Source organism: bacterium SCSIO 12741 (assembly GCA_024398055.1).
In the GTDB taxonomy this organism is placed as follows: Bacteria; Bacteroidota; Bacteroidia; order Flavobacteriales_G; family Salibacteraceae; genus SCSIO-12741.
The window spans coordinates 811,452-824,828 of the sequence record CP073749.1 but is presented as its reverse complement, the minus strand read 5'-3'; the positions used below and the strand labels follow the sequence as shown (position 1 = coordinate 824,828).

14 protein-coding genes are annotated in these 13,377 nt (G+C 42.9%); 2 read left to right on the top strand and 12 right to left on the bottom strand.

The genetic code is table 11. From position 1 onward, the window contains the following. The first annotated feature begins 73 nt into the window (after positions 1 to 73). A complete protein-coding gene (locus KFE98_03505) occupies positions 74 to 1,333 on the top strand; it encodes an HTTM domain-containing protein (protein ID UTW64631.1) in 1,260 nt (419 codons plus the stop codon). Continuing rightward, positions 1,330 to 2,889, top strand: a complete 1,560-nt coding sequence (locus KFE98_03500) for a carboxypeptidase-like regulatory domain-containing protein (GenBank protein UTW63235.1) — start codon at positions 1,330 to 1,332, stop codon at positions 2,887 to 2,889. The genes KFE98_03505 and KFE98_03500 overlap by 4 nt, the downstream gene beginning before the upstream one ends. A gap of 898 nt (positions 2,890 to 3,787) precedes the next feature. Here KFE98_03500 and KFE98_03495 read toward each other — a convergent pair. The 12 genes from KFE98_03495 to KFE98_03440 all read right to left on the bottom strand — a co-directional run bounded on the left by KFE98_03495 (position 3,788) and on the right by KFE98_03440 (position 13,375). Beyond that, positions 3,788 to 4,255, bottom strand: a complete 468-nt coding sequence (locus tag KFE98_03495) for a hypothetical protein (protein ID UTW63234.1) — start codon at positions 4,253 to 4,255, stop codon at positions 3,788 to 3,790. Between the two features lie 25 nt (positions 4,256 to 4,280). Next, positions 4,281 to 4,676, bottom strand: coding sequence for a hypothetical protein (locus tag KFE98_03490; GenBank protein ID UTW63233.1), 396 nt, complete (start codon positions 4,674 to 4,676; stop codon positions 4,281 to 4,283). Positions 4,677 to 4,765: 89 nt separating this feature from the next. Continuing rightward, a complete protein-coding gene (locus KFE98_03485; protein UTW63232.1) occupies positions 4,766 to 5,290 on the bottom strand; it encodes a hypothetical protein in 525 nt (174 codons plus the stop codon). A 279-nt stretch (positions 5,291 to 5,569) separates the two neighbouring features. Continuing rightward, positions 5,570 to 6,607: an amidohydrolase family protein gene (locus KFE98_03480; protein UTW63231.1), complete on the bottom strand. Its 1,038-nt coding sequence runs from the start codon at positions 6,605 to 6,607 to the stop codon at positions 5,570 to 5,572. A 55-nt stretch (positions 6,608 to 6,662) separates the two neighbouring features. Then, on the bottom strand, positions 6,663 to 7,367 hold the full coding sequence (locus tag KFE98_03475; GenBank protein UTW63230.1) for a hypothetical protein: 705 nt from the start codon (positions 7,365 to 7,367) through the stop codon (positions 6,663 to 6,665). A gap of 44 nt (positions 7,368 to 7,411) precedes the next feature. Continuing rightward, on the bottom strand, positions 7,412 to 8,305 hold the full coding sequence (locus KFE98_03470; protein UTW63229.1) for an HNH endonuclease: 894 nt from the start codon (positions 8,303 to 8,305) through the stop codon (positions 7,412 to 7,414). Positions 8,306 to 8,459: 154 nt separating this feature from the next. Next, the gene (locus tag KFE98_03465; protein UTW63228.1) at positions 8,460 to 9,125 is read right to left on the bottom strand and encodes a cysteine hydrolase; all 666 of its coding nucleotides are present in this window, start codon (positions 9,123 to 9,125) and stop codon (positions 8,460 to 8,462) included. A 33-nt stretch (positions 9,126 to 9,158) separates the two neighbouring features. Beyond that, the gene (locus KFE98_03460) at positions 9,159 to 9,737 is read right to left on the bottom strand and encodes a cysteine hydrolase (protein ID UTW63227.1); all 579 of its coding nucleotides are present in this window, start codon (positions 9,735 to 9,737) and stop codon (positions 9,159 to 9,161) included. A gap of 140 nt (positions 9,738 to 9,877) precedes the next feature. Further along, positions 9,878 to 10,756 carry a hypothetical protein gene (locus KFE98_03455; protein ID UTW63226.1) on the bottom strand — a complete coding sequence of 293 codons (879 nt, stop codon included), beginning with the start codon at positions 10,754 to 10,756 and terminating at the stop codon, positions 9,878 to 9,880. Positions 10,757 to 10,759: 3 nt separating this feature from the next. After that, on the bottom strand, positions 10,760 to 12,223 hold the full coding sequence (locus KFE98_03450; protein UTW63225.1) for an MBOAT family protein: 1,464 nt from the start codon (positions 12,221 to 12,223) through the stop codon (positions 10,760 to 10,762). Between the two features lie 123 nt (positions 12,224 to 12,346). Then, complete coding sequence (locus tag KFE98_03445; protein UTW63224.1) at positions 12,347 to 12,610, bottom strand: hypothetical protein; 264 nt, start codon at positions 12,608 to 12,610, stop codon at positions 12,347 to 12,349. A 33-nt stretch (positions 12,611 to 12,643) separates the two neighbouring features. Beyond that, on the bottom strand, positions 12,644 to 13,375 hold the full coding sequence (locus KFE98_03440; GenBank protein UTW63223.1) for a hypothetical protein: 732 nt from the start codon (positions 13,373 to 13,375) through the stop codon (positions 12,644 to 12,646). Between the last annotated feature and the right edge of the window lie 2 nt (positions 13,376 to 13,377).

Below are 13,377 nucleotides of genomic sequence, written 5' to 3'. Positions count from 1 at the left end.
TACCCTGCACCAAGCGGCGGCACGTGAAGTGTCTATCGCACCTCTGGTTACCTTCCGGATTGTGTTTGGGTTGATGATGTTTGTGAGTTTACTTCGTTTTTGGTTAAAAGGGTGGATATACGATTTGTACGTTGCGCCCAAGCACTTCTTTACCTACTATGGATTTGACTGGGTGAAACCCTTTGGTGAAATGGGTATGTACTTCCTGTTTTTTGGCGTAATGCTCGCTGCTATAGGAATCGCATTAGGTCTCTTTTACCGCTGGTCGGCTACCTTGTTCTTTTTAGGTTTTACCTACATTGAGTTGATTGATAAAAGCAATTACCTCAATCACTACTATTTCATCAGTATTGTTTCCTTATTGATGATCCTGTTGCCGGCCCATCGTCATTTTTCAATCGATGTTTGGAGAAAGCCATCGCTCAATCGGAATACTACGGCTGCCTGGACCATTGGAGCCATCCGTTTGCAATTGGGGACAGTTTACTTTTTTGCTGGAATTGCCAAACTTAACTACGATTGGTTGTTTCGGGCTATGCCACTCAAACTGTGGTTGCCGGCTCATGGAACCATTCCAGTGGTAGGAGCTTTGTTACAGAAAACCTGGGTAGCTTTTGCTTTTTCCTGGTTCGGTGCGATTTACGACTTGTTCATTCCCTTTTTTCTAATGGCCAAGCGTTTTCGCTGGCTGGCCTATGGAGCAGTGGTTTCCTTTCACGTGATCACCGGTTGGTTGTTTCAGATTGGCATGTTTCCTTACATCATGATTTTGGCTACCCTGGTCTTTTTCTCAGCTGATTTTCATGAGCGCCTTTTGGGAAAACTGAAAGAATGGGTACGCTATCCTGAAATTGACGGTAATTCCTTGTCTCGTGGAATTCAAGCTCGATGGATTACAGCGGTCTTAGTATTGCATTTCTTCATTCAATGGGCCTTTCCCTTTCGTTATTTGGCCTATCCAGGTGATCTGTTTTGGCACGAACAAGGATTTCGTTTTGGTTGGCGAGTCATGCTTATTGAAAAGGCCGGGAGTACTTTTTTCTACGCCCAATTACCGGGATCGGATAGACGAATCGAAATTCGAAACAGCGATTACCTGACTCCTAATCAGGAAAAGATGATGTCAACCCAGCCCGATATGATGTTGCAGTTTGCTCAGATCATTAAAAAGGATTTGGATGAAAAAGGTTATCCTGATGCGGCCATATTTGCTGAGTCTTATGTTACGCTTAACGGAAGTGGGAGCAGACCTTTCATTGATTCCAATGTCAACCTCGCGGAATTGAGTGATACCTGGACCAATAAACAATGGATTAAACCCTTTGAACAATGAGTAAGTTCTGGAGTGTCATAGGGTGTATTTGGTTCGGACTTATGCTGGTTCAGCCGGCCATGGGTCAAAAAGCATCATTGAGTGGAAAGGTGACCTGGAAAGCCAACGGAAATACCTCCGAGCAAACCGAAATCATTCTCAAGTACACGCCCTATAAAACCCAAACCGATGGGGAAGGGAAGTACAGTATAAAAGGAATTCCAACGGGTACATATACGGTTATCGCATTTACACTCGGAATCAAAAGTACCGAGCAAGAAATTACCTTGGTAGAGGGAAAGAATACCCTCAACTTTGAGCTGGACAGCATTTCAGAGGAATTGGAAGAGTTTAGCGTGATCGCTGAAAATGCTACTGGATTTGGACTGATGCACCGCCGGTCGATTGAAGGGGTTGATATATTCGCCGGTAAGAAGAATGAGGTAGTTGTATTGGATCAAACTCCGGCCAACATGGCCACCAACAACAGCCGCCAAATTTTTTCTCGAGTAGCCGGATTGAACATCTGGGAGAGCGATCGGGCCGGACTTCAGTTAGACATTGGTGGTCGCGGATTGAGTCCCAATCGAACGTCTAATTTTAATACCCGTCAAAACGGTTACGACATTGCCGCTGATGCGCTGGGTTATCCAGAGAGTTATTACACCCCACCCTCTGAAGCCATCGAGCAAATTGATGTAGTTCGTGGAGCGGCCAGTTTGCAATACGGAACGCAGTTTGGCGGAATGATCAACTTTAAACTTCGCGGTCCGGATCCTTCCAAGAAGTTTAGTCTGGTGAGCAGTCAATCCATTGGATCTTTTGGTTTGTTCAACTCCTTTAACTCCGTGGGTGGAACGGTAAAAAATACGGGCTACTATGCCTTTGTTAATTACAAAAGAGGAGAAAGTTGGAGACCCAATTCTCAGTTCGAATCCTTTACCGGCCACGCTAAAATTGTTCAGCAATTCGGGAAGAAATTGACCCTGAAAGCCGAGTATACCGGAATGCAATACCTGGCGCAACAACCTGGTGGATTAACGGATGACATGTTCTACGACGATCCTTCTCAATCAGTGAGAGCGAGAAACTGGTTTCGGGTAAACTGGAATCTGATGGCCTTGATCGTAGAGTATCGATTTAGCCACAAATGGAGAATGGAGATGCGAAACTTTGGATTGATAGCCTCTCGGGAAGCATTGGGAATTCTTGGGTTTATCAATCGCCCCGATCCAGGTGGACCAAGAGATTTACTCTCCGACCGTTACCGCAATTTTGGGAATGAGACTCGGGTGGTACATACCTACAAATTCTTAGGTAACTCCTCCAACTTGCTGGTAGGAATGCGCTATTACCGGGGAATACAAGTAGAAAACAAGGCTTGGGTTCTGATGGTTCCGATGCCAACTTCGATTTCAACAACCCTGGTGATTTGGAGCACAGCGATTACACCTTCCCCAGCCAAAACCTATCCTTCTTTGCCGAAAACATTTTCCAGATTTCTCCCAAATGGAGCATTACTCCAGGACTGCGCTTCGAAAACATCATCACCGAAGCCGATGGCTATTACAAGCTAAGAACGTATGACTTGGCTGGAACCATCCTTGTAGACACCAACATTCAGGACGCACAGCATTTTGACCGCTCCTTCATTATTGGAGGTATCGGTACTTCGTACAAACCCAACGCCAACACCGATATTTATGCCAACATCTCTCAGAACTACCGAGCTGTAAACTTCAATGACATGCGGGTGAATAACCCGAACCTGCAAGTGGATCCGAACCTAAGCGATGAGAAAGGGTTTTCCGTTGACCTTGGTATCCGAAGTTCCGTTCAGGATAAGGTGGTATACGATGTGAGTGTATTCTACATCAATTACGACAATCGAATTGGTTCCGTTCTCATGGTCGATGAGAGCACACTTCGTTTGTATCGATTAAGAACCAATATTGCCAGGTCTCGTAACTACGGCGCTGAGGTTTTTGTGGAAGCCGAATTGCTGCGTTTGTTACGGCAGAAGAACAAGAAATCCGATTGGGGGTTGAGCTGGTTTATCAATACCACCGTTCAGGACGCCCGCTATGTGGACTCCGAAGAGTCTGCCTTTAGGGACAAAAAAGTGGAGCATGTACCTAACGTGATCATGCGAACCGGATTGACCGGAAAATGGAAAACCTTCCAGTTGTCTTACCAGCTAAGCTATACCAGCAAACAATACACCGATGCCACCAATACCGAAAAAGTAGTTACCGCTGTGGTGGGTGAAGTGCCAGCGTATTACGTCATGGACCTCTCAGCCAAATACACCTGGAAAAAACTCAGCTTCGGCGCTGGACTCAACAACCTAACCGACAACGTTTACTTTACCCGAAGAGCAGAAGGATACCCTGGTCCTGGAATCATTCCTGCGGACCCTCTGAATTTCTATGCATCTATTTCCTTGAAGCTCTAACATCAACATTAGAGTTTAATTCATCCAAAATCATGATTGGGTATTATTTCGATGTTCAGGTGGTGATTTTTGGCGTACTTTTTTAGGATTTCTACTGGAACAAAATGTGAGTCGAATTGGAGATTTTGCCCTGATATACCATCAATTTGATAAAGGTGCGAGGTATTAAAACTACGACTGGGATAGATTTTAATCCTATTGATTTCTGAATGATACAAACTATCATTATTGGCTTTATAGGAGTTGAAATAGGTCACCTCGATTCGATTGTCTAACAAGTCTACATATTTGACATCGCGATTGTGGAAGTAGAAAAAAGCGCATAGGCCGATAAACAAACCAAGCATGATGAGAATATTCCAGTATAATGGCGGTTGAATATCGAGCAAATTCTGAATAAGTCGTAAAGGCAAAACAGCGAGCACTGTGCCTAATATTGGGAAGAGTATCCACTGTCTCCAGATTAGAAGTCGGGCCTTGAATTTCATAGTGGTTGGAGCTAAAGGTATGAAACTAACCTTTTTCTTCTAGGAGAATGGAGAGCTTGGCTAAGAAATCTTCTAACTCCTTTTGGTCACAGGATTGAGTCCAGATTTTCTTTCTTTTTTTCGCCGTCACCAAAACGATATACCTACGATTTATTTCAAAATTCTGGATTTCTGAAAGCTCAAATTTTAAGTTTCTGAGTGGACGTCTTATGATGAGAAAATCTGAATTTAGGATAAGGAATGGTTTTAGCTGATAATACAAGATGGCATAAATGCCAAAAATAACTGCCACGGTCATAAAGGTAGGGATAATCCATCCTCCGCCTTCCGAATCCAAATGCAAGTAAACCAACCCCAAAAGGACTGCTCCATTCATTAGTTGTAGAAGGGTGTGAAAGGAGGATTTGTTTACGGTTAGCATTTCTATCGAATTCGTTTATTGGGAATCCACTTGGCCGAGCCTATAGATTCAAACCTCTTTATAGCGCCATATTGAACTAAATCATGAATTTAAAACTCCTGAACGAAATGCCCCATGATTTTCTGGGATATCTCCTGCTGCTGCCAAGCTTTGGTACCACTTGTATCGGTTGACTGGGTTTGTTCAATGGAAATCCATTGGTAGAATCCGGTAAGAACCTGATAAACTTTCCAATTACTTTCTTCTAACTTGAAGCTAACCAAGTAATCAATCCGGTAATCTTCGTCAATTGCGGAAAAACCCATTAAGGCATAATCAAAACCATTCGATAAGATCGGAGGGCTGGCAAAAACTAAAAAATGATCCGACCCCTTGATCCTTTCTCTTGATTTTTGAGCATCAAACCATCCTTGTGGGCCACATAGGTTAGAGTCTATGATTTGGATATCCTCAAAGAACAGGTCTCCTCCAAAATCCACCGCATTCCAGGTTCTATTGTTCGGAGTGTTCACTTGATCAAGCAGGGATTCGTGATCCGTATTTGGAAGGTAAAAGGCCAGTTTATTTTCCGAATAAGAGACATCATTGAAAAAAAGCAAGGAGTTCTTATCCATGGTATCAAGTTGGAAAAGGCCGCATGGATTTGAAGAGTAGATCGGACTTCCTAATTTAACAGTGTCATCTTCCAGGGGTAGGAAATCCCTTTTAAGCTTTGGATAAACTGAAAGCCTCGTGCAATTATCCTGTCTTGGTCCGTCCTAAGCGATTTAACATCGATAGATGGTAATTTCGGTCCATCACAAGATGAGAATAGGAACAATATTAGAAGAAGGAGTGTAGGTTTCATTGGTTTTGCCATCTCTACTTGTTCTTAACTGTGTCTAAGATTTTGGTCAAGAACTCGGTATTTCTATCCCCAGCCAATCCTGCACATTTTTGTACCACATGTCTTTTCGTTCCTGATCAGTGAGAATGCCAATTTCTACTGCATAGTCCACTACACGACCTGGGTAAGAAGTTCCCACACCTTCCATTTCTCCCAGCGGGTAAGGATCGTCCAAACCAACAATAATCTGGCTACTTCCTACTCGTTTTTTCAAAAGTTCCAGGGTATAAGAATCGTGTACCAGCGTGTCGTAAAAAAGGTTTTTATGCCCCAATGATTTTCTGGGATCTTCCATATCCTTGAAGATATCCGGACGACCGTCAAATCCTTGGATTCTTCTTCCGTAGTTAGCGATACCCAACATACCACCATGAGCGAAGCTGGTACGAACATTCGGAAAGCGATTAGGCAAATCACGCAAGGTGTAGAGGTGGAGCGTATCTCCACATTGAGCCATCATCCAAACCAGGTGGAATCGCCAGTATTTGTTTTTCAGGGCAATCATTTTCTCCCCATCGTAGGGGTGAATTTGAATGGCCAGGTTGTGTTCGTTGGCCAATTCATAAATCGGGTCTACATCTGCCTCAGCTACGGAGAGCCATTCTCCCTCAGCGTTTAAGAAATGCGTAGGTAAACAGAGCATTTTTAACCCTAGTTCGTTCACACACCGGTCGATCTCCTTTAGAGCTTGATCCATGTACAAAGGCTGAACCACAAACCCACAAGTAAACTTGTCTGGGTAATCAGCTTGAACCGAAGCATTGTAATCGTTCTGGAAGCGAATTCCATCGGCGCAGTCTTGTTCCTCCCAACCGTTGCAGTACAATTGCGAAAGACAGAGCATTACTCCATGATCGATGTTAAACTGATCCATCCATTCCAGTTTTTCCTTCAGGAAAAAACTCGGATCCGTAATCGGCCGTGACCAATCACCTTGTCGCATGAATTTTTTGTCCTCATCAATCCAAAACAGCTTCTTGTCCCGCATGAATTTGGGGATCTGAGAAGGCTCTGGAAGTATATGTCCGTGTCCGTTTATTCGCATGGGATAAAAGTACAATGGTTATTACAAAGGATTGACCAACGAAATATGGATTTCCTCATCGATCAACCTTGTCATTGTATATAAAGTCGTGAACGGCCTGTTCATCATAATGTTCTTTCGTTTCCCAGTCGCACAAATGCAGCATCAGGTAATTAAGCACCCGATCTTTTTCTTCCATTTTATGTGGAATTTCAGCACTGTGAAAAACGCCGTGAGAAGGCGCATCGTAGGATTTGCTGTTGTTGAGCAGTAGAAGTCGATAATGGTCCTTGTGAAATGGATTCATCTCGGTGGTGTAGGGATCGAGCATCTCCTGATTTAGCACGAGGTTGGCTTCTTGATCTCCACCAAAAAAATCGATCAGGGAAAGATTCTCCTTTTCCAGGTATTTCGTGTAATCGGTAATAAATGCACGACTGTCTACCGGAGTAGGTTCATAGCCCAGCATGAGAAAAGAAAAGGTATCACCATTGTCGCGGTGGTATCGACTGGTATGTTGGTGGTTAAACCGCCCCATGCTCTGGTAGTTTAGCCGCTTTTGCAGCTGACTTTCACAAAGTTGAGCGAGCCCATTTTTAAGTTCCACCATGTATTGCCGAAAAGTTCGCGAGTCGATTTGATCTCCGAGATCCCAATAATAAAAACCAGGTTCCTCTGTGGAGTTGCGGAATACGGCTTGGTAGGCGGATTTGATTTCTTGGGTGGAGAAAAGTCCAATCTTCTTCGGGTTGGTAGCATTTAAACTTTTCACTGTTTCCATTTTTTTATTCTAAGATTTGGAAGCGCCTCTGTTGAGGTTTTGAATTAGTATTCTCTGAAGAAATGGTCTCGATGGTATTTCAAAAACTCTTTTTCAATTTTGTGATTTGGGTTCACAATTAGTGCCCCAGTCTCCCCAATTAGATCGAAATTGTCATTTATAGAAAAGCCTCCAAAATCAAAACTTGCATGATGATTAGGGCAAAGACATAGGATGTTTTCTATGATATCTGGCCCATTATGCGGAGCACCCAAAGGTTTAATGTGAGCTGCCTCTGAATACAATCCTGAGTTCGTTCTGATAGATACTCCGCATACTTGACAACGATTATTGTACAATTCTTTTATCCTTTTGGATAACCTAGTATCTCTAATAATTCTCTGAATTAAGACCTCCGCTCGTTTGCTTCGACCATAATCGTTTTCATCATTTTCATTGGCAGAAATAGGAGCATCTCCAGGAATATTTAGTCCATTTGATTCATTTGTAATTTTGCTAAGACGATACCTCCAAATTTTGTAACCACTTTGTCCGATTTCATGCCAGTAGTCTTCTACTCTGTACAACCCATCATATCTATATCCGATTTTAGGTGAAAATATGGAGTTATGATTACTTCCTCTAATTACCCGAACAGGTAACCCTTGTTGACAATTTTTTACCAAAGCCAAATTTTGTCGAATCAACTCTTGATCCGATGATTGTTTTCCAGTGGCAAGATCTCTCCCTCCATGCCCGGTATAAATGATTAAATCTCCATGATCTTCATCATCTTCGTAACCGCCTGATAGTACAATGGAGTCGGCACCTTGATTTTGGGATCCGCTAATTCCAGCTTGAATCGGTCGATGTACTTTTGATTTGGATAATTCAAGTCTATTTTTAAAAGTTTTTCCCTCTTCAATTTCAGGGATTACTCCAAAAGATCTTTCTTTCATCTTCGTTTCATCAGCTATGAAAGCCAATGGAAATATTAGGTTATAGTCTTCATACAAGATAAAAAAACAAAACCTCCAAGAATGCTAACTTATGCTAGATCCTTGGAGGCATATGAGACGATCCAACGGACAGCCTCTTTACGGGATGGGGAATTTACTTACCGTTCAAAAATTCCTTTGTCGTGATGATTCCGGCGGTGTGAAGAGCCAATGTTTTCAGAGAGGCTTCATAAAGCTCCATACTTGTGGATCCAATGGCATCTGAAATGACCACAGTTTTGTATCCGTTTTCAGCGGCATCGCGTGCATGAGATTCTACGCAACCTTCTGCGAGCATTCCCACTACATAAATGGTTTCAATACCCATCTTTTTCAGGTGTGCTTGAATGGACTTGGCCCAAAAGGAGGAAAATCCTTGACGAAAGGGAAGTACAATATCACCGCTTTTAGGTTGTGCCTCAGGAATGAAATCTACTCCAGGGGTATTGACGGCCAACAATTGGTTTTGAACGATTACACCTTGAATGGCATTCAGCGGTTCAAATCCTTTCATCAGCTCGTAGTCAAATCCTACCGGAGAGTGAATGATGGGAATGTTTCGCTTACGGGCTTCTTTGATCACCTTAAGGAGGTTTTTTCTCATTTGATTTTTTTCGACAGATTCTTGCGTGAATCCCCAGGCTTTCCCGCTTTCAGAAAGCAGGTCTACCTGAGCGGAGGTGATGAGGAGGACGCTTTTGCCGTGGGTGTTATCGGAAGACTGACCAAACATGAGGTTAGCCATGAATAGGAGGGCGAGTACTAAAATTGAATTTTTCATTTCTTTTCGATTTATGGGGTATTAATCTTTGTTTTAGAATTCTTCTGTTGGGATGATGGATGCCGTATGAAGGGCAAGTGTTTTGTAGGATGCTTCTAACAGATCGAGGCTGGTGGAGCCAATAGCATCCGATATCACGATGGTCTTGTAACCATTTTCGGCAGCGTCCCGGGCATGTGATTCTACACATCCCTCAGCCAGCATACCGGCGATGAATAGGGTGTCGGTACCCATTCTCTCCAAGTGCTCTTGAATAGACTTGGCCCAAAAGGAAGAGAACCCCTGACGATAAGGAAGAACCGTCTCTCCACTTTCTGGGCGGGCTTCTGGGATAAATTCGATTCCAGGCGTATTCATGGCCAGCAATTGATTTTGTACAATCACGTTTTGAATCGCATTCAGGGGTTCGTATCCCTGCATCATTTCATAGTCGAAAGCGACCGGAGAGTGGATGATGGGGATGCTTCGATTTCTGGCCTCTCTAAGCAGCGTTGTGAGGTTTCTTCTCATGGAGTTTTGCTTCTCTGAGCTTTCTGTAGAGCCCCAGGCTTTTCCGTTTTCAGCCAGCAGATCTACTTGGGCTGAGGTAATTAATAGAACTGAGTTTTGCATAACCTTTACTTCTTTGGTTTGTAATAAATTATGCAGCAAAGTTGAGCCGGGTCAAGAGCTCATAACGGTATCATTTGATACAGTCCCGAAAAAAAACTGAAAAAAAAATTAAAGGCTTTAGGTAGGTAGGATGGCTTGACTTACTCGGAAGCTCTATTGGCTTTGGCTTGCCTAAACTCTTTCGAAAAGCGGGTGGCTCCAAAAAAATTCAAATGGTCCACATTGGTAAACAAGGAATCAGGATAACTACTCGATGTTAAGTTAAAAACAAAGAGTCCATCGTTCGAATACTTTTCGGATAACTGATTGTACCTTGAAAGAATGGCTGGAGGAATGTTTTCGTAATAGCTGTGGTGAACCGGATTACTGGTTAATATAATTTCAGTTTGATTGCGTTGGCAGTAATCAATGATAGAGTCCAAATAAGAAATGGCCACCTCAGATACACCCAAGCGCTCGGATCGGTAATAATAATGACGCTTAATGGCGGATTCATAACTCTCCACATCGGAAATTCTAAGGGAGGAAAACTTGCCCACGTAGTTGATGTGATTCATCTTGGGATATAGGCAAGTGTGTCGCATTAGAATCTTGTAGTATTCATAAAGGTCCACGTCAACCACCTCGCTGATGTTTTTGTAATCGTTAAGGTAGTAGCTCCGATGAAACATTTGAGACGACCACTGCCGATCAGAAAATTTAAAATCGTTGAATGCCGAAATATTGTGCGGTGCAAAGCCCAAAATCAAGGTATCGACTGGGTTGGATTCAAGGATTTCTTTGACTTTCCAGTAGCTGATGATATAGGGTTCGGCGGATTGACAAACACTTTTGGTATTGTAAAGCAAATCTGGATTGAGGGAAGACATCGGGTGGGAGTCGCCTGCAATGAGGGTACTAGCCCCTTGCAAATCCACCTTTTGGTCCTTTCCGATGTAACGGTTGATTGATCCAATGATTACAAAGTAGATGGAGGGAATCAATAAGAAAACGACCGATTTGTAGATAAACCTCTTCATCCTTTAGAATTGAAAATAAATGAATTCTTGTTCTTTACCGCCAAACCAAAAGACCGCAAGGAGTATCCCATAATAAAAGGCATATCGAAAGGGAATTTTCCACTTCTTGGTCATGTTTTCTATTGCATATTGGCCGTCTCGTCCCAGCCATTCGATGAGAATAAATCCCATCATCATAAGCGGGAATGCATAACGAATTTTTGAAACAACCAGATCCAAGGTTTGCAGGTAGGCTTCTTTATCGGTCAAGCCCAGAATCAAATCCTGAATGTACTGAAATGCATGGCCCATGTTTTCAGCTCTGAAGAATATCCAGGCAAAAACGGTTAACCCAAAAGTGATGAGCATAAAGGCCAAATCTCGAAGGGAAGGAAGCAGTCTTCCCTGGGCTACAATTTCAATATGGTTACGGTTGTTTTTGGTAAGCAACAGCGGTAAAAAGTAAATAGCGTTTAATGTTCCCCAGGCTATAAATGTCCAGTTAGCACCATGCCAAAAGCCGCTTACAATAAAGATGATAAAGGTGTTGCGCACTTGCATCATCGTTCCACCTCGACTTCCACCCAATGGAATGTACAGGTAGTCGCGAAACCAGGTAGACAGGGAGATGTGCCAGCGTCTCCAGAATTCGGCAATATCCCGGGCAAAATACGGGAAGGCAAAATTCCTCATCAGGTTAAAACCAAAGAGTCGGGAGGTGCCGATCGCAATGTCGGAGTAGCCCGAGAAATCGCCATAGATCTGGAATGCAAAGAGGAATGCTCCGAGCGCCAAGGTACTTCCCGAATAGTCGGTGGAGTTGTTAAAGATAAGGTTGGCATATTCGGCACAACTATCGGCGATGACCACTTTCTTGAACAATCCCCAAAGTATTTGCCGCATACCATCTACGGCTTTTGAATAATCAAAAGTTCGCTTGGCGTAGAACTGAGGGAGTAAGTTGGTTGCTCTTTCAATGGGGCCTGCTACCAACTGAGGGAAGAAGCTGACAAAGGCGGAAAAGGCAATAAAGTCTTTGGTAGGCTCAAGCTTACGTTTGTAAACGTCGATGGTGTAGCTCAGGGTTTGAAAGGTATAGAAGCTAATTCCCACCGGTAAAATGATGTTTAGCGAGTTCGGCTTTATTTCGCTTCCGAAGAAGGAAAAGGCGGAAATGAAATTGTCCTGGAAAAAGTTGTAGTACTTAAAGAATCCCAGGAACCCCAGATTAACCAAAATACTGGTCCATAATAAGGCTTTCCTTTTGGTCTGGTTTTCTTCCTCTTTTAGCTTTATCCCAATCGTGTAGTCCACGATGGTGCTGAAAATGATGAGTGAAAGAAACCGCCAATCCCACCAACCATAGAATACGTAGCTGGCTGCAACGATGAGTAGGTTTTGAAGCCTAAGGTTTTTCTGGGTTGCGAACCAATATAGGGCGAAGACAATCGGCAAAAAAATCGCAAAATCAATGGAGTTGAAAAGCATTTGTCTTCTTTAAAATCGTGTTTGTTTAACCGATGTTCTATTACCCGTTGCTGTTCTTTTTCTCGGGCAGCCAAGATATGGAAATGCGCTTAGAAGACTGCGATAGGGGATAGATTGAGATAGCTACTCTGAAGGAACGTTGTCCTTATTGCTATACATTCCGTTGTTGATTCGATCCAAAAGTGCTTCTAAGTCTTTTTGGGAATGAATCCTCATTTCATCAAGGCGGTGGGTGCTGTCGTTCTCAGGATAAATCTCAATGTAATTTGATTGGTCAAAAAAGAGCTCAATTCCATCTTTCGCATAACTCATTGGATTCTGTTGCACCCAGTCGTTTTCCTGAAGGTATGCAATCCAATTTTGAAACTGTGATGTTGTGTCTGCCATGACCGTTAGAAGTTGGAGTCGAAAAGGGGCGATCTACCTCGAAATCGAAATATCAGAGAACTTGAATTTCTTGGGGCCATTTTTTAGATGCTTTTTCTGAAGCACAAAGGTTCCTTCAAAATCGTCACTGAATTTGATTTTGTATTTCTTGAAAGAATAGGATAAACCAGGTGCAAAAATGTCGTCTTCCTTTTCTCTTCGGGTATTACTTCTCGATTGGGTAAAGTCAATCGATATTCCCTCCTCAGAAATTTCATCGATCTCAACAAATTGGGTGTTCTCATCCATAACCCCACCCATGGTATATGAAAATTGATTCTTGCTTGCCGAAAAATCCGATTTGTTCTGGATCAGTTGCTCAACGATGATAAATTTATTCCCTTCTTGATCTTCAATCAATCGGATCCAAACACCTTCTTCAAATGGGAGTTTTTCGGCTACGTTCAATGTAATCGAATCGGTAATCCATGTTTTGCCATTAAATTCGAAATGGAATGGGCCTACCGTGTAGGTGCCTTCTTCAGGGAATTTTACGACCTGGGTAAAATCATCGCTTTGACTTCCATAAGCGGAAGAGCGGTGAGTCATTTCTATTTGTTCCCCTAGCTGGCCTTTTATTTCATCGGTTAAAAAATCAAGCGGAAAAGACATTTCTACCTTGTCTCCTACTCGAGGAGCAGGATTGTCTAATTCTAAACTTAGGGTGTCTTGTGCGGAAAGCAGGTTCCCGCATAAAAGGGTGATGATAAGTAAAGGAATTCTCATAG